General features: G+C 65.3%; 25 protein-coding genes. 19 read left to right on the forward strand and 6 right to left on the reverse strand.

The genetic code is table 11. From position 1 onward, the window contains the following. The 6 genes from nuoE to ACQPYR_RS19720 all read right to left on the reverse strand — a co-directional run bounded on the left by nuoE (position 1) and on the right by ACQPYR_RS19720 (position 4,634). On the reverse strand, positions 1–708 hold the full coding sequence (gene nuoE, locus ACQPYR_RS19695; RefSeq protein ID WP_433634265.1) for an NADH-quinone oxidoreductase subunit NuoE: 708 nt from the start codon (positions 706–708) through the stop codon (positions 1–3). Further along, a complete protein-coding gene (locus ACQPYR_RS19700; protein WP_433634267.1) occupies positions 705–2,039 on the reverse strand; it encodes an NADH-quinone oxidoreductase subunit D in 1,335 nt (444 codons plus the stop codon). Before ACQPYR_RS19700 ends, nuoE begins: the two co-directional genes overlap by 4 nt. Beyond that, on the reverse strand, positions 2,039–2,809 hold the full coding sequence (locus ACQPYR_RS19705) for an NADH-quinone oxidoreductase subunit C (protein ID WP_433634269.1): 771 nt from the start codon (positions 2,807–2,809) through the stop codon (positions 2,039–2,041). Before ACQPYR_RS19705 ends, ACQPYR_RS19700 begins: the two co-directional genes overlap by 1 nt. Beyond that, positions 2,806–3,360 carry a NuoB/complex I 20 kDa subunit family protein gene (locus ACQPYR_RS19710; RefSeq protein ID WP_040690435.1) on the reverse strand — a complete coding sequence of 185 codons (555 nt, stop codon included), beginning with the start codon at positions 3,358–3,360 and terminating at the stop codon, positions 2,806–2,808. The genes ACQPYR_RS19705 and ACQPYR_RS19710 overlap by 4 nt, the downstream gene beginning before the upstream one ends. A gap of 77 nt (positions 3,361–3,437) precedes the next feature. Further along, complete coding sequence (locus ACQPYR_RS19715) at positions 3,438–3,806, reverse strand: NADH-quinone oxidoreductase subunit A (protein ID WP_371856371.1); 369 nt, start codon at positions 3,804–3,806, stop codon at positions 3,438–3,440. A gap of 417 nt (positions 3,807–4,223) precedes the next feature. Beyond that, on the reverse strand, positions 4,224–4,634 hold the full coding sequence (locus tag ACQPYR_RS19720; RefSeq protein WP_433603209.1) for an Rv3143 family two-component system response regulator: 411 nt from the start codon (positions 4,632–4,634) through the stop codon (positions 4,224–4,226). 152 nt (positions 4,635–4,786) lie between these two features. Between ACQPYR_RS19720 and ACQPYR_RS19725 the strand changes: the two genes are divergently transcribed. The 19 genes from ACQPYR_RS19725 to ACQPYR_RS19815 all read left to right on the forward strand — a co-directional run bounded on the left by ACQPYR_RS19725 (position 4,787) and on the right by ACQPYR_RS19815 (position 26,134). After that, complete coding sequence (locus ACQPYR_RS19725; RefSeq protein ID WP_433634271.1) at positions 4,787–6,328, forward strand: hypothetical protein; 1,542 nt, start codon at positions 4,787–4,789, stop codon at positions 6,326–6,328. Between the two features lie 3 nt (positions 6,329–6,331). Further along, the gene (locus tag ACQPYR_RS19730) at positions 6,332–6,775 is read left to right on the forward strand and encodes a hypothetical protein (protein WP_433634273.1); all 444 of its coding nucleotides are present in this window, start codon (positions 6,332–6,334) and stop codon (positions 6,773–6,775) included. Then, positions 6,772–8,226, forward strand: coding sequence for a hypothetical protein (locus tag ACQPYR_RS19735; RefSeq protein ID WP_433634275.1), 1,455 nt, complete (start codon positions 6,772–6,774; stop codon positions 8,224–8,226). The genes ACQPYR_RS19730 and ACQPYR_RS19735 overlap by 4 nt, the downstream gene beginning before the upstream one ends. 726 nt (positions 8,227–8,952) lie before the next feature. Continuing rightward, positions 8,953–9,621 carry a hypothetical protein gene (locus ACQPYR_RS19740; RefSeq protein ID WP_433634277.1) on the forward strand — a complete coding sequence of 223 codons (669 nt, stop codon included), beginning with the start codon at positions 8,953–8,955 and terminating at the stop codon, positions 9,619–9,621. Between the two features lie 30 nt (positions 9,622–9,651). Next, the gene (locus ACQPYR_RS19745; protein WP_433634279.1) at positions 9,652–9,798 is read left to right on the forward strand and encodes a hypothetical protein; all 147 of its coding nucleotides are present in this window, start codon (positions 9,652–9,654) and stop codon (positions 9,796–9,798) included. 52 nt (positions 9,799–9,850) lie between these two features. Further along, the gene (locus tag ACQPYR_RS19750; RefSeq protein ID WP_433634281.1) at positions 9,851–10,969 is read left to right on the forward strand and encodes a hypothetical protein; all 1,119 of its coding nucleotides are present in this window, start codon (positions 9,851–9,853) and stop codon (positions 10,967–10,969) included. Positions 10,970–10,999: 30 nt separating this feature from the next. Continuing rightward, positions 11,000–11,389 carry a hypothetical protein gene (locus tag ACQPYR_RS19755; protein WP_433634283.1) on the forward strand — a complete coding sequence of 130 codons (390 nt, stop codon included), beginning with the start codon at positions 11,000–11,002 and terminating at the stop codon, positions 11,387–11,389. A 2-nt stretch (positions 11,390–11,391) separates the two neighbouring features. Then, on the forward strand, positions 11,392–11,553 hold the full coding sequence (locus ACQPYR_RS19760; protein WP_433634285.1) for a hypothetical protein: 162 nt from the start codon (positions 11,392–11,394) through the stop codon (positions 11,551–11,553). 47 nt (positions 11,554–11,600) lie between these two features. Then, positions 11,601–13,034: a hypothetical protein gene (locus ACQPYR_RS19765; protein WP_433634287.1), complete on the forward strand. Its 1,434-nt coding sequence runs from the start codon at positions 11,601–11,603 to the stop codon at positions 13,032–13,034. Next, the gene (locus tag ACQPYR_RS19770) at positions 13,031–15,850 is read left to right on the forward strand and encodes a hypothetical protein (protein ID WP_433634289.1); all 2,820 of its coding nucleotides are present in this window, start codon (positions 13,031–13,033) and stop codon (positions 15,848–15,850) included. The genes ACQPYR_RS19765 and ACQPYR_RS19770 overlap by 4 nt, the downstream gene beginning before the upstream one ends. Further along, the gene (locus ACQPYR_RS19775) at positions 15,847–16,347 is read left to right on the forward strand and encodes a hypothetical protein (protein ID WP_433634291.1); all 501 of its coding nucleotides are present in this window, start codon (positions 15,847–15,849) and stop codon (positions 16,345–16,347) included. The genes ACQPYR_RS19770 and ACQPYR_RS19775 overlap by 4 nt, the downstream gene beginning before the upstream one ends. 37 nt (positions 16,348–16,384) lie before the next feature. Continuing rightward, positions 16,385–16,768, forward strand: coding sequence for a hypothetical protein (locus ACQPYR_RS19780; RefSeq protein ID WP_433634293.1), 384 nt, complete (start codon positions 16,385–16,387; stop codon positions 16,766–16,768). Continuing rightward, positions 16,765–18,414, forward strand: coding sequence for a hypothetical protein (locus ACQPYR_RS19785; protein ID WP_433634295.1), 1,650 nt, complete (start codon positions 16,765–16,767; stop codon positions 18,412–18,414). Before ACQPYR_RS19780 ends, ACQPYR_RS19785 begins: the two co-directional genes overlap by 4 nt. Then, complete coding sequence (locus ACQPYR_RS19790) at positions 18,414–18,755, forward strand: hypothetical protein (RefSeq protein WP_433634297.1); 342 nt, start codon at positions 18,414–18,416, stop codon at positions 18,753–18,755. Before ACQPYR_RS19785 ends, ACQPYR_RS19790 begins: the two co-directional genes overlap by 1 nt. A 13-nt stretch (positions 18,756–18,768) precedes the next feature. Then, the gene (locus ACQPYR_RS19795) at positions 18,769–19,167 is read left to right on the forward strand and encodes a hypothetical protein (RefSeq protein WP_433634299.1); all 399 of its coding nucleotides are present in this window, start codon (positions 18,769–18,771) and stop codon (positions 19,165–19,167) included. Continuing rightward, entirely contained in the window at positions 19,164–20,480 is a 1,317-nt protein-coding gene (locus ACQPYR_RS19800) for a baseplate J/gp47 family protein (protein WP_433634301.1), read from the forward strand. Before ACQPYR_RS19795 ends, ACQPYR_RS19800 begins: the two co-directional genes overlap by 4 nt. Next, the gene (locus ACQPYR_RS19805; RefSeq protein WP_433634303.1) at positions 20,477–24,424 is read left to right on the forward strand and encodes a LamG-like jellyroll fold domain-containing protein; all 3,948 of its coding nucleotides are present in this window, start codon (positions 20,477–20,479) and stop codon (positions 24,422–24,424) included. The genes ACQPYR_RS19800 and ACQPYR_RS19805 overlap by 4 nt, the downstream gene beginning before the upstream one ends. A gap of 3 nt (positions 24,425–24,427) precedes the next feature. Further along, positions 24,428–25,015: a hypothetical protein gene (locus tag ACQPYR_RS19810; protein ID WP_433634305.1), complete on the forward strand. Its 588-nt coding sequence runs from the start codon at positions 24,428–24,430 to the stop codon at positions 25,013–25,015. 36 nt (positions 25,016–25,051) lie between these two features. Next, entirely contained in the window at positions 25,052–26,134 is a 1,083-nt protein-coding gene (locus ACQPYR_RS19815; protein WP_433634307.1) for a hypothetical protein, read from the forward strand. The last annotated feature ends 146 nt before the right edge of the window (positions 26,135–26,280 follow it).

Raw genomic sequence — 26,280 nt, forward strand, 5'->3', positions numbered from 1 at the left:
TCACTCCTCGCCCGGCTTCGGTTCCGGCGCTTGCATATTCTGTTCGTGGGCAACCCGCAGACCGGCCAGCGTCGCCTCGCCCGCCGCACCGTCGAGCACCCCGGGGCGCTCGTCCGGGAAGCCCGCGAGGATGCGCGCGGTCTGCTTGAACGTGCACAGTGGCGCACCGCGTGTCGGTGTCACCTGCTCGCCGCGGCGCAGCGAATCCACCAGTGCGGCAGCCGATTCCGGTGTCTGGTTGTCGAAGAACTCCCAATTGACCATCACCACCGGCGCGAAATCGCAGGCCGCATTGCATTCGATGTGCTCGAGGGTGATGGACCCGTCCGCCGAGGTCTCGCCGTGCCCGATGCCGAGCCGGCGCTGCAGGGTTTCGAGAATGGCATCGCCACCCATCACCGCGCAGAGCGTGTTGGTGCAGACACCGACGTGATAGTCGCCGGTTGGGGTGCGCCGATACATCGAATAGAAGGTCGCCACCGCGGTGACCTCCGCACCGGTCAGCCCGAGCTGTTCGGCGCAGAATTCGATGCCGGTTCCGGTGACGCAGCCCTCCTCGGACTGCACCAGATGCAGCAGCGGTAGCAGCGCCGAGCGCGGCTCCGGATAGCGGGCGATGATCTCCTTGGCATCGACCTCCAATCGCTCGCGCACGAACGGCAAGAAAGGTTGCGGCCGGGTGGACAGCTTCAACAGGATCTCGGTCATCGGTCAACTCCGCCCATCACCGGGTCGATGCTGGCGACGGAGGCGATCACATCGGCGACCATTCCGCCCTCGCACATCGCCGCCACCGCTTGCAGATTCGTGAACGAGGGGTCGCGATAGTGCACCCGATAGGGGCGGGTGCCGCCGTCGCTGACCATATGCACACCGAGTTCGCCACGCGGCGACTCCACCGCCACATACACCTGTCCCGCCGGGACCCGAATGCCCTCGGTGACGAGTTTGAAGTGGTGGATGAGCCCCTCCATGGACGTGCCCATGATGCGGCCGATGTGCTTGGGGGAGTTGCCGAGCCCGTCCGGACCCAGCTGCAGATCCGCGGGCCAGGCGAGCTTCTTGTCGTCCACCATCACCGGACCCGGCCGCAATTTGTCCAGGCACTGCTCGACGATCTTGAGTGACTCCTTCATCTCCGCGACCCGAATCCAGTAGCGGCCGTAGCAGTCACAGCCGGTGGTCGTGGGCACATCGAATTCGTAGTTCTGGTAACCGCAATACGGCGCTGCCTTGCGCAGATCGTGCGGCAGACCGGTCGAACGCAGCACCGGACCGGTGATGCCGAGGGCCATGCAGCCCGCGAGGTCCAGATAGCCGATGTTCTGGGTGCGTGCCTTCCAGATCGGATTCTGGGTGAGCAGATGATCCATATCGCGCAGCCGCTTGGGCAACAGCTTCAGCAGCTCACGGACCTTGGTGACGCCGTCGTCGGGCAGATCCTGAGCTAGACCGCCGGGCCGGATGTACGCGTGATTCATGCGCAGCCCGGTGATGGTCTCGAAGACATCCAGAACCAGTTCGCGTTCCCGGAAGCCGAACAACATCGGGGTGAGGGCGCCCAACTCCATACCACCGGTCGCCAGCGCGACCAGATGGGAGGAGATCCGATTGAGCTCCATGAGCATGACGCGCACGATGGTGGCGCGCTCGGGAATCTGGTCCTCGATATCGAGCAGTCGCTCGACGCCGAGGCAGTATGCCGTCTCGTTGTAGAACGGCGACAGATAGTCCATCCGAGTGACGAAGGTGGTGCCCTGCGCCCAGTTCCGGAATTCGAGATTCTTCTCGATGCCGGTGTGCAGATAGCCGATGCCGCAGCGGGCCTCGGTGACCGTCTCGCCCTCGATTTCCAGGATCAGCCGCAGCACCCCGTGTGTGGACGGATGCTGTGGACCCATATTGACGACGATGCGTTCCTCACCCGCGCCGTCGAGGGTTTCGGTGACCGCGTCCCAGTCCTGGCCTGCCACCGTGACCACAGCGGGTTCGGGCCCGGTGTCGTTGTGGACGCCGGGCCGGGTGTCGATGTCGTTCATTACTTGTACGCCCTCCGCTCGTCGGGCGGCGGGATACGCGCGCCCTTGTACTCGACCGGGATCCCGCCGAGCGGGTAGTCCTTGCGCTGGGGGTGGCCACGCCAGTCGTCGGGCATGGTGATGCGCGTCAGCGATGGGTGGCCGTCGAAGACGATGCCGAAGAAGTCGTAGGTTTCCCGCTCATGCCAGTCGGTGGTCGGGTACACGCTGAACAGCGACGGGATATGCGGGTCGGCGTCGGGTGCGGAGACCTCGACGCGTAGGCGCCGATTGTGGGTGATGGACATGAGGTGATAGACCGCGTGCAATTCGCGGCCCTCGTCGTCCGGGTAGTGCACGCCGTTCACGCCGAGGCACAGCTCGAAACGCAATGCGGCGTAGTCGCGTAACACCTTGGCGACCGTCACCAGATGTTCGCGCCGCACGTGCAGGGTGAGTTCACCGCGGAAGACGATCACCTTTTCGATGACGGTCTCCCAGCTCGCGCGGACCGCGCCGAGCGCGGCCTGCAATTCGGCGACGACCTCGTCGAAGTAGCCGCCGTACGGGGCTGGGGTGCTACCGGGCAGTATCACCGGACGGACCAGGCGGCCGTAACCGGAGGTGTCGCCGGAGCCGGTGACACCGAACATGCCGCGACGCATGCCGATCACCTCGGCCGACGGCGAATCCGCTTCCGGCGGTGTGCCTTCCGGGCCCGCGGTGGCCGCGGCGTCGACGAACTCCTGCGGCGTCGTGGATTCGGTATTTTCGGGGGAGTCGAAGGTCATCGCAGCAGACCCTCCATCCGGATGGTCGGCGTGGAGGCCAGCGCCGCCGCTTCGGCGGCACGGATGGCCTCCTCGCGGTTGACGCCCAGTGGCATCTGCTGAATCTTCGCGTGCAGCGTCAGGATTGCGTTCAACAGCATCTCCGGCCGCGGCGGACAGCCGGGCAGATAGATATCGACCGGTACCACATGGTCCACACCCTGCACGATGGCGTAGTTGTTGAACATGCCGCCCGAGGACGCGCAAACGCCCATGGCCAGCACCCATTTCGGTTCGGTCATCTGGTCGTATACCTGACGCAGTACCGGTGCCATCTTCTGGCTGACCCGGCCCGCGACGATCATCAGATCGGCCTGCCGCGGTGAGGCGCGGAACGCCTCCATTCCGAAGCGGGCGATATCGAAACGTCCTGCGCCGGTGGCCATCATCTCGATGGCGCAGCAGGCCAACCCGAAGGTGGCCGGCCACAGCGAGCCCTTGCGCAGATATCCGGCGAAATCTTCTACCGTGCTCAGCAGAAAGCCGCTGGGCAGTTTTTCCTCGAGACCCATGTTCGACTAACTCTCACTTCCACTGTGCGTACGGCCCGACGCGGCGAAATGCCTTGTGGACCAGTGCGTATGGGCGATCAGTCCCAGCTGAGACCGCCGCGGCGCCATTCGTAGGCGTAGGCCACCGAGACGTTGAAGATGAACAGCGCCATCGCGGCGAGACCGAAGAGACCGAGCGCATCGAAGTGGACAGCCCACGGGTACAGGAACACGATCTCGATATCGAAGATGATGAACAGCATGGCGGTGAGGTAGTACTTCACCGGAAATCGTTGTCCGGTAACGTTTCCCGGCCCACCCGCGACGGCGTGCGGTGTCGGTTCGATGCCGCACTCGTAGGCCTCCTGTTTGGCCCGGTTGTAGCGCTTGGGGCCGACCAAGGCCGAGAGAATGACGGAGAACACCGCGAACGCGGCGGCGACCGCGCCGAGGACCAGAGTGGGCATCTCGATATTCACGACTGCACTTCCCCTCCTTGCGAGCTGTAGCTGGCGGTTGGGCGTCATGTCCCCCGACAGCGGCCCGGGGATGTGATGGTCGGCGTCGGAATCATGACGGCAGCTTCCGAGGCGGGCTGACGTCGTTGTCCGCCTCGGTCAGACTCGCCTCATGGCCTGCTCGCACCGCGCGGGGCTGTCATATCGAGGCCCGCGCTCATGTGAGCTACGGCACAGCCTACAACTGACGCGACGGTTCGACCGTTTATTCGATTGGGGTCTTTGATCGAAAACGGGACTGCTATTTATGACTGAATCGGGGGTAATCCGACCCGTCGGATCGCTAAGTGATTGCGCTGTCACGTGACATCGAAGTGCCCGCGTCCTGGGGGCGCGGGCACGATGTGACGGATGGGGAAGATGAGGTCAGGCTGCCGGTCGGTTGTGTAAAACCGCGACGACGGCCTCGGTGAGCCGGATCGGATCGATCGGATGGGCCACGGCGGCCTCGGCGCGCGACCAGTTCGCGAGCCAGGCATCGTCGGGGCGACCGGTGAGCACCAGAACCGGTGGGCACTGGTCGATCTCGTCTTTGAGCTGTTTGGCGATACCGAGCCCACCCGCCGGGGCGGATTCCCCGTCCAGGATGGCCAGATCGATACCGCCCGCATCCATCTGCTCGATGACCACGGGCGCGGTCGCCACCTCGAGGTATTCGAAAGCGGGCAGCTCCGGGTGCGGGTGTCTACCCAGTGCCAGCATTACTTGACGCCGGGTATCGGCGTCGTTGCTGTAGACCAGGACCCGCAGTGGGGTGGAACGAATCGCGTCGGCCACGCAGGGATGGTACGTCGGGGCGGGGGTGCGGCGTGGCAGGTTGGCGCAGATTGCTCAGCGCGTCGTGTTGTCGCCGGTCGGCGGCGTGGAATGCGTGCGGGGGCAAGGTAATCGAAAGCGGTTGCTAAGTTTCGGCCGGTAGCATCCCGAAAATGCGGGGAGATATCACGCGCGAACTCGTCGAAACCGACGTGTGGACCGACGAGATGGTGGGCCGGGCGGGCATTCCGGTGGTGGATGTTCCGTTCGTGACCATCGGCAGCGGGATCGGTTCCTTCGTCACCTACGACACCTTGCGGATCTACGGCGTTGCGGCGGCAGCGATGGCGGTGCTCGGGCCGCAGGAGGTGCCGTGGTCGTCCTATGAGTATCTGACGCGGGTGTCGCAGATTCCGCGCGGGGAGCGATTGCGCAGCGACTCGGCTTCGATGCCGGATAACATCTGGGGCTTTCCGTCCTATGCGGTGCGCGAGGCGGTCGCGGAGAAAACGATCCGACCGCTGTGGAATGTGTTCACCGAGCCGATCTTCAGCAATTACTACACGCCCAGGGCGGGGCAGGCGTTCGTCGCGATGGAACGGGAGTTCCATCGGATCGGATATGCGGGTTCGTTGCACAAAGGGCATGTGCGCATGGTGCGCAAACGCTATGGCGGTGGGTATTTCAGCGTCCTGACTCCGCCCGCCGGTGCGGCCCCGACCAAGCGGATCGCCTTTCGCAGTACATACGTCCATGTGGGCGTGGGTTATCCGGGTCTGAAGTTGTTGCCGGATCTGCAGGAATATCGGGAGAAGTACCGGGATCCGACGCGCGTGGTCAATGCGTATGAACCGCATGAGCACGTCTATCAGGCACTACAGCGCAGGCCGGGGAAGGTGATGATCCGCGGCAGCGGGATCGTGGCCAGTCGGGTGCTGCAACGGCTCATCGATGACCGGGACAAACTGCGGCTGAACACCGAGATCCTGCATTTGTTTCGGCACTATGTGGCCGCCGCGCACGGACCGAATATTTTCAGTCGACGCAAGGGCGGCCACGGATGGTCGTATCAGGGATTCAACTATCCGAAGTCGGTATGGGGCGGCCAGCTCAAGGCGAAAATGCGTACGCTGCAAGGGGAGCAACGCGCGCAGGCCTACCAGGAGATGGGCGGGACCAACACCCCGGTGCGCTCGAATTGGCAGGAGCAGCTGCGGCGCGGGCGTAAGGAGGGGTGGTACCAGGTGATGGCGGGCAGTGCGCGCGATCTGCGGCCTGTGCGGGGGCAGGGCGGGGTGATCACGACGATCGTGCCGGATCCCACTGCGGCGCTGCCGTTTCCGCCGCCTACCCAGCCCTTCGACATCTCGGCCGATTACATAATCGACTGCACCGGGCTGGAGGCCGATGTGCGCGAACATCGGTTGCTGGCGGATCTGCTGGATCATGCCGGTGCCGGTCGTAATCCGGTGGGGCGCATGGATGTGGCGACCACGTTCGAGTTGATCGGCACGCGAAGTGGCAGCGGACGCATCTATGCATCAGGTAGTGCGACGCTGGGTGGACCGTTTCCGGGAGTGGACACCTTCCTGGGATTGCAGATCGCGGCGCAGGAGATCGCGGACGATCTTGCGGCGCTGGGTTTCTGCCGGCGGATGGGGCCGCTGCGGTCGACTCGGCAATGGTGGTTGTGGGCGGCGAACAAGAAGATCTGATCGATGCTGCTTACCTTGAGCGGGCGGATTCAGACCCGCATACTCGTGCTCGGCGTTATCGGTTTGCTGGTCGCGGTGATCCTTACGCCGGTCTTGCCGACCGGATCGCTGTCACTCGGCAATGCCTATCGGGTGACGTTGTCGGTGCTGCTGGCGACCGTGCTCCTCGGCGTATTGTGGGAATTGCTCTACCACTTTCTGCAGCAATTCCGGTGGGAGAAGGACTGGCCCACGCTGCTCGGCTTCTGGACCGTGATCAACGAGGCGGCGCTGATGTGGGTCCTCGTAGACCATACGACCATTGTGCTGCCGCGCGCGTTGCATCCGTCACCGACAGCATTCCTCATCCAGTTCATCGTGACGTGGATCGTGTTCTGGCTCGTCGTGAACGGGCCGATGCGCGTGGTATTCCACCGCTGGCGGTTCCAGGGTGGGCGGTTCTTGTGAGTCCGCAGCTCGAGGTGCTGTCGGGCGGAACGCATCTGATCACGAACAGTGGCGGCGTCGTCTTGGTCGTCGCACACCGGTCGGATGCGGGGGCCGAAGCCGAATCGGCTGCGGCGCAGACGCTAGCCGCCCTGCTCGAGCTGGTGCGCGAGGCAGGCGCGCAGGAGCAACCACGCACTGGACGCAGATTTGCACGACTTGCCACTAACTGGTTGATGGGCCTGGACGAGGAGGACCAGGTCGAATTCGGGGTGATCACACCGAGCACGGCGGGAGTGGCGTTATTTCTGCACGGCGGTGTGACGGCAGTGCTGGAGACCTCGGGTCGCGCGGAAGTACTGCATGGCAGGGATGCGGGATTCACGGTCGACCGTGTGGTGATTCCGGCACCCGCTATCGGCATCGGGCTGTTCGTGGACGAGGACGCGGCGACGGTGTCCGAGTTACCGAGCCGCGGTATCGCCCGACTCGGCGAGGGAACGGTGCCCGGGTCCGGGGCAGTGCTGTGGTTCGGGGCGCACGCGTCAGCTCCTCGTGTATCGGCCGCGCTGCAGCCCGCTGGCATCCGGCCGGCGGGATCAGACATCGGCGGAGTCGGGGTCGGGTCGCCGCAGGACGCGTCATGGACGGAAGCAGTGAGAGTGGTGTCGACGGTCCGGGTCGAGGATGCGGAACAGGGCGAACTCCTGGGGCCGCCGGTTGACCTGGTCGGTCCGGTAGCGAATCGGTCCGAAGGTGAGGTCGCGCCGCAGCCGGACAGTGGTGCGGTGCAGCCGCCGATCGGGGGCGGATCGGCGGGGAAGGCGGCACCCTGGGAGCGTGCGTCCGCGATGGGCGTGGGAAATCTACCGCCGAGGGGGCCGGTTTCGGCTGCCGGGGAGCGGCGGCGAGTCGGGCTCCAGAAAAGATCCGAGATCGGTGTACCGGAGCCCGTTGCACCACTGGAAAATGGGATGGCATCTGGGCCGGGCAGTGGTAGGGCCGTTGTTCGGGGGTTCATGTGTTCGCGGCAGCATTTGAACGATCCGCGGGTGTCGTTCTGCGCGGTGTGTGGGATTCGGATGGATCAGTTGACCTGCGTGTTGACCGAAGGAGTGCGGCCACCGCTTGGGTTGCTCATGCTCGATGACGGTACGTCGTTCGTACTCGACAACGACATCGTCCTCGGGCGGGAACCCGAACTTGCCGAGGCGGTGCGGCGCGGTGCGCGGCCGATCCGGTTGCCGGACAGCTCGGGCGCGATGTCGCGGGCGCATATGGAGGTTCGGCTGGTCGAATGGGATGTAGCCGTAGTCGACCAGGGCTCGGCCAACGGCACCTACATTCGCATGCCCGGCCACCAGGAATGGCTCCGCGCCATGCCGAACCAGCTGACCACCCTGGCCGCCGGTGCCCAGATCCTGCTCGGGGGCCGCATCCTCACTTTCGACTCCCTGCACAGCCAGTTCTGAAACCGCGCGAAACCCTGTGTGTGCTTCGCAGTGCGGCTGCGGGGTCAGCTCCGCCCGTAGTTGTCGGCGGCGATGGTTCGGTGGTGCCGCTGACGATGTCGAGCAGGCGGCTACGCGCATCTCGTCGAACAGATGCACGGTATGCGGTCCCCGCGCGGTCCCCTTCGCGCGCACCACTGCGATGTCGACGCTGCCCTGTGTGACGGCGACCTGTGCTGGATTCCCTGCCCGCGCTGGACAATTCGACGTGCCGCGAACTGCGGTCCAGGAGCTGCACCTGTAACAGGGTTTCCAACTGCGCGACCGTGCGGCTTTGGCCGAGTTGGTCCCAACGTCTTGTACCGGCGTTGCTTCTCCTCTGTGCTGCTTCTGTCTCGCGTGGCCGCCTGCGGTGACCTGTGTCCCTACTGCGGGTTCGTTGGTTGGACCGGGTAGTTCGTTGTGCGAACCGATTGCTTCCTTCGTCGGTCGCCCGGCTGCACGATCGGTCATATCGAATCGCAGCCGATCGGGGTCCACAAGGCGATCACGGTTACCGGTTCGAGGAGCAATGCCTACGGAACTGGGAGGTGATGCGTGGGTAATCCAGTCGACACTATTCTGCTTCGCCTCGCGAATGGTGCAGGGATTCGCGATGTTGTATTCCCGGCGAGTGATACGGGGCGCACTCGAATCAGAACCCTGTTCGCCGCGGTTTATCAATTGCCGTACGCGGTGATTCACGATGTGACGGCAGTAGACGTCGCAACCTTCGAATGCGCGCGTCCGATTTTCCCCGTCGTGCGTCGGACCGGTAATTGGACCCAGACCATGCCCGGCCACATTCGTACCGATGTCGACATCGTCGGCAGCGACGGCGCCGCGCCGAGGTGGATCGACGTCGTCGCGGATCTGTCCGTCACAGTCGTGCTCGAGATCGACCCCGGCGAGCTTGCTTCGTTCCGGATCGGCGAGGTGGGCGAGTTCGCCACGCTCGACGAGTTCAAGGCGAAGTTCCGTTATCTGGATCTGGATGCCTTCATGCGGGAAAACGGCATGACCACTGTCGACGAGCTACGCCGCGCCTTCCACCACCTGCTCGCCGAGGCCGAGCTCGCGCCTGCGCCGGTGTTCGATCCGGCTGATCCGGCGAGCTCGCGACGGTTGCCACTGCGGATCGGCGTCTTGATTCGCGACAGCATCGACCTCACTGCCGCGCTGCGTGAGGTGCGCCAGATGGCGGCCGCGCAGGGACCCGTGGTCGACGAGCGCCACGACCGAGACTTCGCCGAGATCACCTCGGCCATCGCCCCGCTGGTGATCTTCCCCGTGGAAGCCATTGCGGGCAGCGGATTTACGACGGAACAGGTCATCGCATTCTTTGCGAGCCAGCAGGTACTTGCCGTCTTCGCCTGAATGAACGGTCGAAAACATGAAGGAGCAAAAATGACACAAAAGCAAACTCGGGCGGCAGACCTGGAGGACGAGCTGACCGAGCAGCCGCCGGCCGGGCCGTTTCCGCGAATCAGTATGTCGCGCGAGGAAATCGAAGCGTACCGCGAAAAGTTGCGGACCAAATACCACCAGCCGTGACTATCAGCGGACCGTCTGATCCATTCACCTCCCCAACTAGGAGAAGTTCTCCATGGCACTTCACTATGTGCGGGTCTTTCCCGCATTCGACAGTTTTTCACCAGCGGTCCGACCGACCGGGAACATGGTCGTGGTCGGCGACGGGACGGCGGGTACGGCGAATGTCCCGGTCGAGGTGACCTCGCCGGCCCAGGTGAGAAAGGAGTTCAGTGCCGACGCCGCGGCGCCGTCGGCACTGACCAAGTCGCTGATCACCGCGATGGCACAGAGTCCGAGCCCGAGCCGGCTGTGGGGCATCAAGCAGGGGACCGTCGCCGATGCGCTCACCGCTGCCGAAGCGCTCGATGTTCAGTTCGTGGTGCTTGCCAATACGCCACTGACCGCCGATTCCGCCAAGCCCGGCGGAGCCATTGCCGCACTGCGCGACCACGTGGTCACCACATCCGCGTCGGGCGACGGCAAGGCGCGGATGGGGGTCGCGATGCTGACGAAGGGTGTGGCCGCGCCGACGTTGGTGGCAGGAACCTTGGTCGATGACCGCATGGTCTACGTGGCGCACCAGAGCGATGAGGACGCGGCGAGCGCGGTGGCGGGCACCATCGCGGGCTATCCGCCCTACACCTCGATGATTCTCAAACAGGTTGCGATCAACAATGTTCCGTTCAGCAGCGCGCAGATCGACGCGATCAACGGCGGCGAGGACGAGACGAATCCGGCGGTCCCCTCCGGTATCGCGGGCAACGGCGTCGTCTGGTTGACCTCACCTGTGCTGCTCCCTGGCGGGGGCACCTACCTCGGCGAGGGCTACACCGGCAATCGCAACAAACTGAAGTTCATCGATGTGCAGCGCACGCTCGACGACGTCACCTTCCGGCTCGAGGCCCGGCTGATCGGCTCGATCGGCAATCTGCGGATCAGCCGCTCGGGTTTGCGAGCGTTGATCGTCCAGATGGAGGCGGTGCTGAACCCGTTGGTCGCCGGTGGGGTGCTGGAGGGCTACCAGCTCACCGTTCCGGTGTTGCGTCTGCTCGACGCGGACCCGGCGACGCTGACCCCGGCTCAGGTGCAGGCGGTCCACGACGCCCACACCAACCGCGTCGCGCAGGTTCTCGCGAGCGTCGAATACGCGGGCGCGATGCACCGCATCCACATCAACCTGAAATTCAACTAGCGGCTGATCCGCGGATCCGAGGACAGAGCAATGGCCAATTGGAATACCCGACTCGAAGTTCGTCTGGGCAGCACGGTGATCAGTCCGATCTCCCAGTTCACGCCCACCTTCAATGTGCCGCACACGGTGGTGCACAGCGTCGAGGCGGACAACCTCGGCTACGTGCGGCAACCACAGACCTTCACTTTCACGATGACTGTGCAGGCGTTCGCCGCGGTGGTCGCAGAGTTGACCCAGCTTGCTGTGACCGGCAAGGAGTTCGAGGTCGTCGTTGCCGAAAAGACCGGCACCGACTGGTCTTTCAAGGCGTTGAAGTTCGGCAGGTGCATCATCACCTCGGCCAACCCGAGCAATGTCGTCATCGACGGCGTCCCGCAGGCGACCTTCACCTGCATGTGCCTGCAGCCGGGAATCGAGTAACCGTGACCGCCGAACCCGCCGAATGGGCGGATGAGCTGGACGAGCCCGCCTACCACTTTCCGGTCGAGGTGGAGGTCGTCGGTGAATTGGGCGAGCAGCATCTGCGCCAAGTGGCGAAGTACGTGTTCGACCAATTGCACACGACGCTACGCAGCCGCGGCTGAGTCTCGAACAGCTGCCCGGGTCCACGAAAAGGAAAGGAGAACGGTACATGCCACCGAACGAGGAACCATCGAACGCACGGCCGCGACATCAGCTGCCGGTCAAGGTTCGCACCTCGGGTCGGATCGAGATACCGGTCAAGGTACGGATAGTCGGCACTCCTTCCGGTGCGGACCTGGACCAGCTGACCGAGTCGGTCGCCGGGGCGGTCGACAAGCAATTGCGAGCCTCAGCGTCGAGTCGCACTGCCCGCACCCACGACCCGCGGCCGGTCGCGACGTCGCCGATTCACGACCCGAAGTTCGCGCCGCCGAGCGCCGCGCGGATGCGGAAGTTGCTGCCGGACGTCATTGCCAACGAAGCCGACGAACAGCAGCGCACCAAGGGTGACTGGAAACTGTCGCCGCCGCGCAGTACCGCGGAGGTAGGCGAACATGCGGAATGGCTCGCGCAGGACAGGCTGCGTGTTGAAGGGCCGGACACCGTGGTTAATACCAACCCGCGTCACCGGTGGCACGGGTTGGCCGAGGTGATGCGGCAGGTGGCCGCGCATCTCGAGGCGGATCCGGCGACCTTCTCGGCGATGGTCGACGCGGTGGCGAAGCTGTATGTCCTTACACCGGGCGGTAACGGTGCGATCGACGCCCGAATCGACAAGAAGACGTTGCTCGCTTCCGGTTTGGCCGCCGATGACATCGCCGAACTCGATCGGATCTTCACCTCGACCGGCCTGGCCCCGGAGGGAATCGCGGTGCGGGACTGGTACATCCGTGACGACACCGGTCGCGGATTGCACGTCAGGGACAAGACGAGAAGCGAAATCGAGGACATCGAGCAGCGGTTCGCCGCACAGCGGCGCGCGGCTATTCGCGCGCAAGCCGAAGAACTGCTCTGGGGGTTGCTGTTCGCGCTGGGCGGAGCCCGAAAGGGCAGCGCCTCACAAGGTCTCGTCGTGCCGCGGGCAGGTGCCGCGGACGGTCCCGCACGCATCTACACACCCCGGGCGGAGATCGAGGAGGAGGCTGCACCATTCGCGGGTCTGCTGCCGACTCCGCCCGGCGAAGTAGCGAGCAACCGCGGCTTCCAGCGGGAGTACGTGGTCGCGCGGCTCGTCTACGGAACGCTGGCGCGCACTTGGCGGATCGCCGACAACGGTGCGCTGGAGGACCTGAAGCTGCGGTTCCACCGCGGTAACGGTCAATCGGGTGCGGTGGACGTCGATGTCATCGGCGAGCACGGCGAACTGATCCTGGTCGGCGGACCGGCCAAGGGCGGCCCGGGCAAGCAGGGGAGGGACAGGATGGCAAATACGATCCAGCGAGTCGCAGATCTCAAATTGGCGGCTGCCGAGCGCGGGGTCGGTGCGCTCGCCTATTTCACCAGGGATACGCCGAAAGACGTGGTGGACAAGGCCATCAAGCACCTCGGTCCGGCCAATGTCGTGCTCTTCGACGACCCGGTCTACCGCGAGCCGCCCCGATGAGCCCCGATTCGCCTACCCCGCAGGCGATTCCGATCACCTTCACCGGACCGCTGACCCTGGAGAACCAGCGCGGGGTGGAAACGGCGATCTGCCGCGGCGTGCAAGAAGGCGAGCAGCGGTTCCGGCGGGCGCAGGTGCGTCGCGACACCTCGGCGTCCGGCGAGGCACACATCTCACCGCGGCGGCAAGAATTGCGCATCGGCGACGACATCGTCCGGGTCGGACCGACCCCGGTCAGCCCGGTTTTCAGCCTCAGCAGGGACCTACCGCAGTGGGTGCGGGCGGGCGGCCATCTCGAAATCGAGACCGGCAATCCGGTACGCGCGGTGTACTGGGGTCGATACCTGTTCGGCGAGCGCGGTTTCGTCGTACTCGCCAAGCCACACGAGCCGGGGCGCCTGCTCGTCCGGGCCCTCACGACAACGCTGCACGCCAAGGACTTCGGCGATTTCGCTCCCGCGATCAGTCATGAGCCCGGGGGCGAAGGGCGATCGGTGAGCGCACCGGCCTACGGCGCGACCTTCGTCACCGATCCGGAGAACCAGCCCCTCATCATCTCGACGGCCGAGGGTGTCCGGCTCTACCGCAGGAACGTCGCTGCCTCACCGACGGCGTGGGCCGGTGACAATGTCGAGCGTTGGCTCGCCGATCCGAAGGACCAGGGCGCCCTCGACGAATCAACGGCACGAAAGGTGCTGCAGCAGCTGACGTTCGACAATCGGGATGATCTCAGCATCGCGCATTTCCTTGTTGCCCTGGATCGTTCGATGTTCGCGTCGATGAGCGTCTGGGAACGCCGCCGCTACCTGCTGGCCCTGATCAATGTCGCCGAGGCGGTGGGCACCGGCATCGACACCGACCAACTCGACGCGGCGATGGTCGAATTGCTGGCATCGTGTGAATCCAAGTCCGAGCTGGACGATTTGCTCGCACCACTTGCTGTCGACGGCAAGCTGCTGAGGTTGTTCAGCCAGTTCGACAAACCGACCTTCCGCTTGCTGCTCGCTGTCGGTTCGCACCTCGCTGTGACTCCGCTGGAACCGGCGCAGCTGCTGGATATCGTTGTCTACCAACTGAAGAACCCGTTGTCGATGTTCGACATCGGCGAGTTCATCGGAACCACCTACGACTGGTTGCGCAGTACCGTCAGCGGCCTCGCCGATCTGCCGCTGCTGCCGGTCGAGCTGGGCGGAAGTGTGGCGAAGCTGGTCGAGCTCTACGTGCTGGTGGCCAAGGCGCTCGGTGTGCTGCCGATTCCGATTCCCGTCCTTGCGCCGGTGCCGCTGCCGCCCGACCCGGAAGCGATGGCGAAGCTGCGCGCGTTGCTGGCCAGTGCCGGCTCTACCGGACGCATGGCGATGCTCGGCCTGAACCACATCGAAGAACTCGCGGGTGCGGGCGGTGCAGTCACCAGCGCGCTGATGCGGCGCGTGCTGCGCGTGGTGTTGCTGGAGATCCTCGCGGCATTCCTGACCGGTCTGCCGGAGGCCCGGGCCGCCAAGATTGCCGAAAGGGTTGCCGCACAGACTCGATTGTTCGAGGCGCTGGCGACCGCTGTGAAGCTGGCCGACGCGGGCGAGGTCGGCAGGCTGATGTGGCTGCTGCCCAAGTCCTACTCCGACGACGTCGTCCGGCTGCTGAAGAATGCGCCTGTTCGATCGAAGAAGCTGACGCGGTTCATGGCGGTGAGTCCGGAAGCCAAGCAATCAGGTCAGCGGGTCGTGTCCGCGCTGCGGATCGCCGAGGAGGTCGAGCGAGCAGTCGGACTCGCCACCGGACTCGCCGAGGATGTGGTTGCCGGCGTGCACCGGATCCTCGAACTCGTCGGCACCGCACCGAACTGGACCGGCGACGTGGCGCGCGCGTTGTTGAAGGGCATGCCCGGCACCGAGATGTCGGCGCTACTGCGGGTCGCGGGTCGCCTGACGGCCCAGCAGTTGCGCGAGCTCGGACCGGTGACATTCACCAGGGTGGCGCGCGGACGCGGTGCGCTGGAATTCGTCGTGGATGCGGGTGCGCACGCACTCGCGCCGACCGCGCGCGAGTTCGGCTCGACCACGGCAAGGTTCGAGCACTTTCTCGGCCGGGTGGCCGAAGCGAGGAAAACCCTTGGGCCGCAGCAGTATCACGAGCTGCTGATGCAGCTGGCGGCCGGCGAGCTGGCGGGCTTCGCGGACGGTGAACGGTTGTCCGAGGCCGCCGCCGCGGCCGAGCACGCACTGCAGATGAACCCGCGCCAGATCGTCGCGGCCGAATCTCTCGGCAAGCTCGGGATCGCGTCCACCAGGGAGGCTTTCCGCAGCGCGGTGGAGCGAAAGCTGGCCAAGGAGCCGGGCCATCCGCTGCGCTTCCTGCTCGACGAAAACGGCAAGCTCCATTCGAAATACGGAGATTACTTGTACTGGTTCGAACATCCGGAGCAGATCGAAGCCTGGCACACGACGAGCGCGAAGGCGCTCACCGAGACGGGTACTGATCGGTTCGCCGTGTCGTCCACGCATGTGAATCGGTGGGACGCCGGCACGATCGAACACCCGAGCATCGGCGGGTACATGAGTTCGAACCGGGTATTGGAGATCGGCGGCATACCAGTCGAGCCGCGGACGGCGGTCGACTGGGTTTCCAAAGGCTTGCTCGATCCGGACGTGCTCGCGCGGGCTCGGTGGGTCGAGTTCCGGATGGTCGGCGAAGAGATCGTCAGCACTCCGGTGACGAGCGCCGTCACCAGCGTGGCAGGCCCGTCGGAGGCGGCCGAGGACCTCGGACAAGTCACTGAATCGCTACTCCGACAATTGTGGAAGGAGCCGGACGAATGACGGCGCAACCGGTATTGATCGGCCCGGTCCCACTGCTCTACGTGCAGAGCATCTCGATGACCGAGGGCTATCAGATCCAGCGGATCGCGGACAGCACCTTCTCGCAGGCGATCGCGCCGACCAGGAAGGCCATCGCCATCGAAGCGATGCTGCTCGGCCCGGACCGACTGGTGTTGAAGAAGGAGCTGGAGACGCTCGCGCTGACTTCGCGCCTGCTCGTCGCCGCAACCTCACGGCTGCTCGCGGTGACCGGCATCCCGGTCGTGTGCGGGCTGGCGATCAGCCTCGATATGCAGATCACCGATCTGCGCTTCACCCAGAGCGTGCAGAAGCGCGACGCGATCGACGTGTCCATCAGCCTCGAACATGTCCCGCGCAGCAGCGCGACGGCGTTGGCGGGCGAAATCGCCGATCTCGCGCTCGCCGCGGGCTCCGCCCTGTTCGCCGGCGCCGCCGCGCCATCGGCGGTGCCCGCCATTCCCTCGGTGCCGCTGTGAACCGCCGCGCCACGAACCCCATTGTGAGGCAACAGCTATGAGCACAGTGCTGAAGTATCCGTACCTGAGACTGCCGATCGACGCCGACCGGGGGTTTCCGCAAGCCGTGCGCATATCGCTCGGCGAGCGCATCTATGTGCTGTCGATCTATGCCAACGTGACCGACGAAGACCTGCTGGAACAGGATGCGGTGCTGACGCTTCCACAGCAGGGGGCGTTCCTCGTCATGGAGATATCCACCGACGAGGTGGACGGTACTCGAATCCTGTTTCGGCGCAAGCTGGTTCCCGATGTGGAGTACGAGGCGCACGAATTGGCCATGGTGTTCACCGAACTGGCGATACATCCACTGAATCTGAACGCGCCCGGCGCGTACCGCTCGTCCGTGGTGGGAGGGGCGGCGCTGCGATGGGCTTCGTGATCTGGTACCGACTCGAGTTCCGCACCAGCATCGACGCGCCTGGTCTTCTGCGGCTGTCCAACGATGTGTTGCACGGCGATCTGGTGCTCGACGCCGCAGTGCACACCACGGCGACTTTGGGGCCGCATCCGTCGACGTTCGAGATCACCCTGTGGGACCTGCCTCTGGACCATGCCAAGGGCCTGGCCGAACAATCGCGGGCACGCGCCGGGTCGGCGAATCCGCTGCTCGTCGACATCCACCTCGGCTACTTCGACCAGCCATCGACACAGCAGGCGTCGGTGATGGTCGGTGCGGTCACCGAGATCTCCACAGAAGTCGCCGCCGACGGCAGTCTGCTGACTCGGATCAAGGGCATGGAGCGGGCCGGTTATCTGTTGCGGCGGGAACGCTTTCCGTACGACAAGCCGGGTGAGTCGACCTACGCCCAGATCTTCGCCGCCGTCGAGAAACAGACGACGGTGCCCATCCAGCACAGCGGCGTGTCCGGGACCGACAGCGATCTCACCATCGCGGCGGGCACGGCGCTCAGCGTGCTCGGTCAACTCGCGGTCAAGGCAGGCACACTGCTCGCTATCCGCGCGGGCGAGGCGGTGCTCGGCACCGCGACAGCCGCCGCGCCGCCGGTGCGGTTCCGCGCCGCGGACAACATCGTCAGCAAGCGCCGCTGGGACAGTGGGTCCCCGGATCTGCAGGCCGCACCCGGCGCGACAACCCGATTCGAGCTGACGGTGCTCGGCGACCCGGCCTTGCACATCGGGGCGGAAGTCGATCTGGAGGACAGCGGAACCGACGACCTGCGCGTCGAGGCGGTGCAGCATCTGTTCAGCCTGCGCGGCGGATACACCTGTGAGGTCACGGTGCTCGGCGCGAGCGCGGCCAAGCGACCGGAGGCCGTCGACGGCGTGCACGCCGTGGCCGACGACTTCCATGCGCTGACACGTTCGCTGCTGGCCGACCATCCCACCGTCGACGTCGGTGATGTCACCTCCTACAACAAGGCAGGAACGGGCGATAACGGTGGGCACCGCGCGACGCTCGACTACGGACAGCGGCGGGCGGCATCCAGCGTCGACGACCCGGTGAACAACCAACTGCGGCTGCACGACAAACCGGTGTCCTCGGTATTCGCCTGGGACCGAACCGGATTGATGGTTCCGGTATATCCGGGGATGCGAGCGGTGCTGTTGCACAACGGCGGTGAGGTGAACGACGCGATCGCCGCCGGGTTCCTGTGGTCGCGCAACGCGGATCACCAACCACCCCAGAACGAACCGGGCGACTACTGGCTCTGCCTGCCGACCGAGCTATCGGGCGGCCGGCCAGCCGGTAAGGGGGTCAACGACCTCACCGATGCCAATGGCCACCGGGTCATCCAGGCGGTCGGACTCGATATCCAGGTCGGCACGGACATGCTGCCCGACGTCGGCGCGCGCCCGCAGCCGCCGACGGGTCAGGCACTGACAATCAAGCACGGCAAGGGCACAACGATCACGGTCGCCGAGGACGGCTCGGTGGACATCACCACCGATGACAAGAACGTGACGCTCGGCAATGGCAAGGCGTCGATCACCATCAGCGGCGGCGAGATCACCCTGACCGCGGACACCATCAAGCTCGCGGCGTCCGCTGTGGAGGTGGGGTGATGGCGAAAGTGCTTGTCACCAGCGCGCAACTCAGCTGCGGACCGATGCCACCACACAACGTGCTCACGATGAACTCCAGCGCGATCCTCACCGTGCGCGGCGTCGCGGTCTTGCTTGCGCCCGGCTACCGAGACGCGCAGTTGACCTGTGCGATTCCACCCGAGGGCGGCGGGCCGTGCACGAAATTGCTGGCGTTCAGCGCGGGCGTTTCGACGGTGCTGAAAGTCGGCGGACAGCCGGTGGTGCTCGAAACCGCCGCAGCCTCGACCGACGCGACGGCGACCAACGGAGGCAAGTTCACGGTCATCACCCCTGGCCAGACAATCCTCGATGCGAAGTGAAGCAGGGACAACCATGACAACAGCGAACAGTGTCGGAATTCGGCTCGACGACGGCGATCTCGTGCTGGACAAGGGCGGGATCGAGCTCGTTTCCGGCCTGCCGAACCTGGCCCAGGCGTTGCAGATACGTGTGCTGACAGCACTGGGCGAGGACGGCTACGACACCAGGTACGGCTTCGACTACCGCGCCGTTTTCACCGCGCCGGCGAGTGCCCACGAGATGCGAGATCTGCTGCGGCTGAACATCGTTCGGACCCTCGGCACCGACCATCGGGTGCAGGAGATCCGCGACGTCCAGGTCATCGATCCACAACTCGACGCGCACCACCGGCAGTGGGCCGTCGTTGTGTCGATCATCACCAGCGACGGCACTCCCGCGGTACTGAAAGCGAATATAGGAGCGCAGGCATGACGCAATACGGCGTGACGGCAGACGGATTCGTCCTCAAGGGACTCGCCGAAATACTGAAATCCGCCGAGCAGCGAGCGGTCGACGTCTTCGGACCCGATATCGACCTGTCCGCAACCAGCGTGTTGACGAAGCTGCTGCAAGCGACGTCCGACGAGGACGCCATGCTGTGGAAGCGGCTGGAGGACGTCTACTACAGCCAATTCGCCTCCACCGCATCCGGTGCCGACCTGGACCTGCTCGGCAAGGACATCGGGCTCGAACGCAACTACCTGTTCGCGCAGGGGCAGGCGAAGCTGACGATCACCGGTGCGCAGCCGGGCAGGCGCTACGTGCTTCCGGAAGGCACTGTGCTGCTGGACAATCTGCCCGCGCCGCACACGAACACCTTCTACACGACAGCGCCGGTCACGCTCACCGACAACGCGCCGAGCGCGACCGTGCTGGTCCGCGCTTTCGAAGCCGGTGCGCAGGCCGACATCGGTCCTGAGCAACTTACTCGGGTAGACCGCGACTATCTGCTGACGCAACTGCACTTCCCGGAAACCGTTTCGGTCGCCGCGATCAACCCGGCCGCGTTCACCGGCGGCGGCGACACCGAGGACGACACCGCCTATCGGGCAAGGCAACTCGGCTTCCCGCGGGACATGTGGACGCTGCAGAGTGTGCGGGCCGCCGTGCTCCGGGTGCGCGGCGCACTGGATGTGCTGCTTTCGGACGCGCTCGGTGGCGCCGACGTCACCAAGAGCATCTTCGACGAATTCGACTTCGGCGAGCGCACTTTCAGTTCGGAGCGCAAGTTCGGAGAGCCCTACTTCTTCGATGTGGTGGTCGCGCACGAATTCGCGCGGCCGTGGCGCACGACCGGCGCGGTGACCGGCATCTACGAGCAGGTCAAGGCGCAGGTGGACCGGGTGCGGCCGGTCGGCATCTATCCGAACATCATCGAGGCCGACCACATCGAGATCGGACTGCGCGCCACCGTCATCATCGATCCCGGCCAGGACCCGAATTCGCTGCGTGCCGCGCTGCTCGACCGGCTCTCGCGCAGCCTCGGCGTCTTGCGACTCGGCAGTGACGTGCTGTTCTCGCAGGTGATGAGTCTGCTGGTAGAGCAACCCGGCGTCCTCGATATCCGCGATCTGCGGCTGCGCCGCTACCCGCCGACCCTCGGCCGAATCAGTTTCGGAACCGAGCTTTTCCAGGCCGAGCCCATCGAGGTCGGCTTCGGCGAGAACCTCACGCTCGGTCCGACCGAGATCGCGCAGTTCCGGCAGGACAGCCGTCTGATCGACATCCAGGTGGAGGCCCGATGACACACTATCCCGCCGCCGTCGACCGGATGGCAGGCACGCTCACCACACCGTTCGCCGCCGGCGCCGACCACGTCGACTTGGTCTTCGCCAGTGGCGAACCGTCCCGGGACGCGTCCTTCGAGGAGTACGACTTCCGCGAGCACCTGGCACGGTTCGGTACCGACCCGCGAACCAGGTACATCGTCGCTATGCGGCAGGATCTCGCCGACGACATCTCCATGACGGTGCGCTATCAAGCGCGCGGGTCCGGGCGGACCAGCGTGACGTTCGTCATTGCGGCGGGCACCCCGGCAGGTACCTCGGTGTTGGTTCCGCTCGGGTCCGACGCGGTGACCGCGGTGTTGAAGAGCGTTTCAGTCCGTGCACCGCAGGGTGCGCCCGACCTCCGGGTACAGGCGGCGTTCCGATTCACGGCGTTGCTCGGCGATCTCGCCGCGTTGCTGTGGGTGCTCGGCGGTGAACGAGATCACCTCGGCGCCCACCTGAATCGGGTGCGGACCCAGCACACAGCCGAGCACGCCGTCGGGCTTTCGCTCGATCTGATCGGATCGGACCTGAGCATCCCGCGGTTCCCGCCACGGCCGTATGGCTTCTCCCCGAACACGATTGCGCTCTATCACCTGGAGGACAAGGCCGATACCGCGACGGTCGCGGACGCGATGGCGCTCTACACGGGTGCCGGACATCCTGGTACCCGATCCAATGCCACGCCGAGGGTGGACGGCAGGTTCGGCTTCGGCATGGGATTCAGGTACGGCCAGTCCGAGATCACCGTGGCCGACCACGCCGACTTCGCGCTGCCGGCGACGGCGAGCTTCACCGCGGAATGCTTCCTGCGGCCTGCGTCCGGAGATTGGCAGGGCGCGGTGTTGTCCAAGCACACCAACATGATCGAGCAGGCCAAGCCCGGCTGGGGCCTGCACATCGGTCACTTCCGCGGACTCGACCGCAATCTGCGGTTGTTGCTCTCCGACGGCACGACCAAGGTCGAGCTCGCTGCCGATGTCTCGCTCGGCACCGATCGCTTCCATCACGTCGCCGCGGTGCTCGACCGTGATCGCGGGGTGGCCCGGCTGTTCGTCGACGGTGCCCTCGTCGCGAGCACGGTGACGAATATCGGTGCGCTGACCAATAGTTCGCCGCTGCGAATCGGCTTCGCCGACCTGACGGGCGGCGGGTTCAGCAGCGGTTTCTACGGCACAGTCGACGAGGTCAGGATCTCGCGCGGCCCGATAGTGTCGTTCGCTCCGGTGCTCGGCGAAGACGACGAGAGCTATCGGCGACGCCTCACCCTGTTCCGGCGGTGGAACCTCCCGACGCCGACCGATATCGCGGACGCACTGAACGAAATCGTCGGCAAGATCAACGATGTCGCCAACCCGATCACCGTGTCGGACTCGTTCGTTCGGACACCGGTCGGGACGCACACCGTAACGATCCGACCCGCCGCACTGCGACCCGGCGAATCAATCGACGCGCGCGGGCGCAGGCAGACAACAGAAGTCGAGGTCTGCGGCACGGTCGCCGAAGATCTGTTCGATCCGCAGTGGCTGGTCCGGTTCGACAGCCCGACCGTCGCGTTCCCCGCGGGCGACCGTCGGATGCGGATCACGACCCTGCGTCACTTCGAAGCGTTGCTCGATCTGCTCGGCTACGAGATCAACCAAAGACTATCGGTGACCGCCGGATACGACCCCGCCGCAACCGATCTCCGCGCCACCGGCCGCGCCCTCGTGCTGCGCCATCCAACCGAACCCGCCGGTCGAATCGCCGCGCTCGCACATAAGGCCGGCTTCGACTGGGTGCGGTACCGCGCGGCGAGCGGTGATGTCTACGTATCCGTCGCCGACACCTCGGTCATGACGATCCGGGGTTCGGGCTATTGGTTCGGCAAGGACCTCGGTGTCGGCAATCCCGCGACCGATCTGTCCATATATCCGGAACCACCGGCGGACAGCACCTTTCGCTGGTCGCTGTTGGAGTCCGGGCCCGGCCGTGCCGAATTCGTCGGCTCGACCACCGATGCGCACAGTGCGGTACGCGCGCTGCAACCTGGTGAAGTCACCGTGAAACTGGAGGTACGCCGCGGTGGCAAGGGCTTCTCGACGACCCGGCGGTTCACCATCGGGCCGCAGGGCCTGAACGCGGGGACCTCGATCGGCGCGGACGGCACGCTCGGGGTCGCCGAGTCCGTCGCGGGCACGGCCGAAGACGGCGCGTATTCGCCGAACGACCTTGTTACCGTTACCGATCCACTGCTTCGGGTCGAGGTTCCCGGCTCGAACAGGATGCAGGCCGATGTCGCGGTCCGCCTCGGACGGTTGCTCGTCAGCGGTGCCCTCAATACCTACGATCGGCCGCAGCAAGTCCGCATCGTTTCGGGATGGCAGCCGAACGGGACCGGGCTCGACCGGGTCGGCAGAGCACTGACGCTGGCCCCCGCGGACCCGGCGCTCAGCCTGGCGGCGCTCGGCCGCAACGCCCACAGCGCCGGGTTCGACTACGTACTGAACACCGGCACGGTTATCCGCGTCGCGCAGCGCGCCGGTGAGCACCTCGCGGTCACCGGATCGTCGGAAGTGGACGAGGGCGACTCGGTCTCGATCGCGTTGCCATGTCATGAAAGTCCGGTCGGCGCAGTGCTCGCGGGCACCGTACTGTGCACGGCCAATAAGGGCAGTTCGACAGTGTCGTTCCTGGACAGCACGACAGGCACCCTGATCGGCAGCACGAAGGTGGGAGACTCGCCGGTCGCCATCGCGGCCGGCCCGGACGGCAAGACCGTCTACACGGCGAGCTCGACAGAGCGGACGGTCACCGCGATCACGGTGGCGACCATGGCCGTCGCTGCCACCATGTCCGCACTGCCGGAGACGCCGCTCGCTGTTGCCTGCCACCCCGCCAAAGCGCAACTGCTGGTACTTGTTCCGACGAAAGTGGTAGTCGTCGACGCGACCACTATGACCATCGTCGATCAGTGGCCGGTGCCCGACGGCAGCATCGCGAAGTTGCTGGCGCTGAACCCGACCGGCGCCATCGCGTGGGTTGCCTGCGCGGACAAGACGCTGCGTGCGGTCGATATCGGCACCGGTGCGTGGGTGCAAGCGCCCACGCTCCCCGGTATCCCGAGGGCACTAGCGGTGAGTAGGACCAACGTCTACGTAACCACGTCCGCAGAGCAGAAGCTGTGGGTGCTCGACGCGACCACTCGCACGGTGACCGGCACGTTCGACGATATCGACCTCATCCCGTCGCGACTGCACGTCGACGAAACGGCGGGCGTTGTCTACCTGGGGGCGTGGTACTCCAAATACGTCCAGCGCCGAACCCTCTCGGGCGTTGCCGAATACGGCAACTCTGTCGAGGTACCGGGAGTGCCCATAGCCATCGTTCCCGCGGGTGCGGCGGTACTCACTGTCGTACAGGGGGAAATCGGTCTCGGCCAATCCGACGCCGTCGCCGTACTCCGTCCTGACCTGTGGCGTTCGGTCACCGCGCTGTGGCCGTTCGCTTCGGCAGCGGCGATACCGCCGGATCGACCGCTGTCCTGGTCGGTGCGGCCCTTCGATCAGGCCGCCGCGCATCTCGACGGCTCCACCGGCGGGCTGGCGAAGCTGACCGCCGATGGAGCAGGCACCGTACAGGTCCGGGTGCGGGCCAAAGCGATCGGCAATCCGCCGTACACGGTGCAGATCGGACTGGACCAGAGCCTGCTCGACGGCGAGTCGACAGGCACGCCGGTGGTGATCCGGCGGGACCAATACGAGCGAATCATGAACGTGATCAACGAATTACATCCGATCGGCGTCGAATTCGAGACCCGGGTGATCCGCGAGCACGTACTCGAGTTGAAGGCTGGGCAACTCGAGATCTTCCCCGCCTACACCTACCCCACCTACCGCCTGCGCGGGCAGCAGTTCGCGCGGCCGACCCGAAAGGACTGAACCATGGGCCTGTTCACCCGCACCTTCACCCACAAGAAGTGGGTCGATGCCGTCGATCGCGTCACCGCGGGGGGCGACAACGGTTTCAACGTCAGGTTCCAAGCACTCGAGGTCGATCTCGATGCCATCGGCGCCGCACTCGACTCGCTCGCCTCCGGCGTACCGAAGGACCGCACGATCAACCTCGCGCCGCAGCTGACCCAGTCCGGCGTCGACGGTTGGGTGCACGCACTCGGCAGCGCGAGCAAAGGGGCGCAGAAGGGCGGCGCCTACGGCGTCATGGCGGTGGCACTGCCGACCACCGGCACCATCAAGAAGTTTCGTGTCCTCGGCTCCAATACCGGCCAGGGCAGCTTGCAGTTGGAGCTGTTTCGCCAGGAGCTCGGCGGCGCGAATCGGGTTGCGGTGGCACAAATCGCGGGTGTGCACACCGATCCCGGCCGAACGTTCGATCTGTCGATCGGTCCGGCGACCGGCACCGAGGGGCTCGACCCTGCCTATTCCTATTTCATTTCCGCACGTTTGGACGGCGCCGCACCGAGTGACGCCGTCTCGATCACCGGTTTCCAGATCGTCTGCGTTACCGGCTGACCCATCCGGCGCAAGCCTTTCGAGAAAGAAGAAACAATGCCGAATCTCAATCCCAACGGCAGACTCGTTGTGCCCTACCTGGCGGGCGATCAAGGGACGGGCCGTCCCCTTCCGGAGGGCTCGGTAATTTGGGAAAGCCCGAACATTCGCTTGCTCACCTACGAAGAGTCGAAACCGTTCATGACCTCCTCGCACTGGGACACCTCAGAGGCCGGGACCTGGAACGGCAAGGTCTTCGTGGGCGAGCCGTACTACCTGTTGGTTCGCGTGTTCAACCGTGGTGACTTCGCCACCGAGCCGCATGGCCCGCAGGTTCCGTTGGGCCGGATCCGCATGGAAGGGTGGGTTTCCAATTTCGCTGCGGGCGCCATCGGGCCGAGCACGGTCATCAAGACGAGCGCGGACCCGGACAACGATGGCACGCCGGCATTCCAGGGGTTCAATGCAGGAGTAGTCCAGCCGGGCGAGTCGATCGTCGTGCGCAGCAACGGCTTCTGGAAGCCACAGGCCGGTGATATCGGGGATTACAACGATGGCCACGTGTGCGTCGGGGTCAACGTCTATTCCGAAGGCGGCACCATCGGCGGTGCCGGCCTCGACGTCCAGGTGCTCGACGCGGACGCGACCTACGAGGCGGACGGTAAGGCGCTGTTGGATCCGCCGATGAGCGATCGCCTCGACCTGCTCGCCAACACCCACCATGGGCAGCGCAACATCATGATCACGCCGAAACCGCTGCGCGAGACCCTTGTTCGCAAGGTGCTTGTCGAGGTACCGGCGTACGACCGCTGCCCGCTCGAAGCGGAGGTGGCGCTGCGGGCAGTCGAGCTTGCGCAGGGCTCCGCCGAGCTGGCCGGGATCGCTGCCACCGCAGGGCTTTCCCACCACCACTGCCCAACCGATTCGTTGGAGAACGTCAGCATCGACGACTGCGGCGACCCGAGCCACGAGGTCGGCATCTTCCTGAAGCCGGGTGAGCAGAAGTGGCTCACGATCACCGTCGAACCGGGCGAGGACGAAATGCCCGGTGACATCTACGCGTTCGACATCATCACCACCGAAGAGGCGAACAACAAGGTGTACGGTGCTGCCCGGATGTACGTAGTGGTGACCGCGTAGCACTTTCTGTCCTCCCATGCAGATAAAGCAACGAACCGAGCACGTGCGTCTTATCGCTCGTGGTCGGGCAAATGGCACGCCCGGTTCGCTCATCCGACCGATGACTACCGCGGGCGACGGACCGGCTCCACCGATTGGTCCATCGC

The organism is Nocardia sp. CA-120079, assembly GCF_050955745.1.
GTDB lineage: Bacteria > Actinomycetota > Actinomycetes > Mycobacteriales > Mycobacteriaceae > Nocardia.

Bases quoted from the DNA above. Each gene is read 5' to 3' on its own strand.
- nuoE (WP_433634265.1), bottom strand. From the start codon at position 708: ATGACCGAGATCCTGTTGAAGCTGTCCACCCGGCCGCAACCTTTCTTG.
- ACQPYR_RS19700 (WP_433634267.1), bottom strand. From the start codon at position 2,039: ATGAACGACATCGACACCCGGCCCGGCGTCCACAACGACACCGGGCCC.
- ACQPYR_RS19705 (WP_433634269.1), bottom strand. From the start codon at position 2,809: ATGACCTTCGACTCCCCCGAAAATACCGAATCCACGACGCCGCAGGAG.
- ACQPYR_RS19710 (WP_040690435.1), bottom strand. From the start codon at position 3,360: ATGGGTCTCGAGGAAAAACTGCCCAGCGGCTTTCTGCTGAGCACGGTA.
- ACQPYR_RS19715 (WP_371856371.1), bottom strand. From the start codon at position 3,806: ATGCCCACTCTGGTCCTCGGCGCGGTCGCCGCCGCGTTCGCGGTGTTC.
- ACQPYR_RS19725 (WP_433634271.1), top strand. From the start codon at position 4,787: ATGCGGGGAGATATCACGCGCGAACTCGTCGAAACCGACGTGTGGACC.
- ACQPYR_RS19730 (WP_433634273.1), top strand. From the start codon at position 6,332: ATGCTGCTTACCTTGAGCGGGCGGATTCAGACCCGCATACTCGTGCTC.
- ACQPYR_RS19745 (WP_433634279.1), top strand. From the start codon at position 9,652: ATGACACAAAAGCAAACTCGGGCGGCAGACCTGGAGGACGAGCTGACC.
- ACQPYR_RS19750 (WP_433634281.1), top strand. From the start codon at position 9,851: ATGGCACTTCACTATGTGCGGGTCTTTCCCGCATTCGACAGTTTTTCA.
- ACQPYR_RS19755 (WP_433634283.1), top strand. From the start codon at position 11,000: ATGGCCAATTGGAATACCCGACTCGAAGTTCGTCTGGGCAGCACGGTG.
- ACQPYR_RS19765 (WP_433634287.1), top strand. From the start codon at position 11,601: ATGCCACCGAACGAGGAACCATCGAACGCACGGCCGCGACATCAGCTG.
- ACQPYR_RS19770 (WP_433634289.1), top strand. From the start codon at position 13,031: ATGAGCCCCGATTCGCCTACCCCGCAGGCGATTCCGATCACCTTCACC.
- ACQPYR_RS19775 (WP_433634291.1), top strand. From the start codon at position 15,847: ATGACGGCGCAACCGGTATTGATCGGCCCGGTCCCACTGCTCTACGTG.
- ACQPYR_RS19780 (WP_433634293.1), top strand. From the start codon at position 16,385: ATGAGCACAGTGCTGAAGTATCCGTACCTGAGACTGCCGATCGACGCC.
- ACQPYR_RS19790 (WP_433634297.1), top strand. From the start codon at position 18,414: ATGGCGAAAGTGCTTGTCACCAGCGCGCAACTCAGCTGCGGACCGATG.
- ACQPYR_RS19795 (WP_433634299.1), top strand. From the start codon at position 18,769: ATGACAACAGCGAACAGTGTCGGAATTCGGCTCGACGACGGCGATCTC.
- ACQPYR_RS19800 (WP_433634301.1), top strand. From the start codon at position 19,164: ATGACGCAATACGGCGTGACGGCAGACGGATTCGTCCTCAAGGGACTC.
- ACQPYR_RS19805 (WP_433634303.1), top strand. From the start codon at position 20,477: ATGACACACTATCCCGCCGCCGTCGACCGGATGGCAGGCACGCTCACC.
- ACQPYR_RS19810 (WP_433634305.1), top strand. From the start codon at position 24,428: ATGGGCCTGTTCACCCGCACCTTCACCCACAAGAAGTGGGTCGATGCC.
- ACQPYR_RS19815 (WP_433634307.1), top strand. From the start codon at position 25,052: ATGCCGAATCTCAATCCCAACGGCAGACTCGTTGTGCCCTACCTGGCG.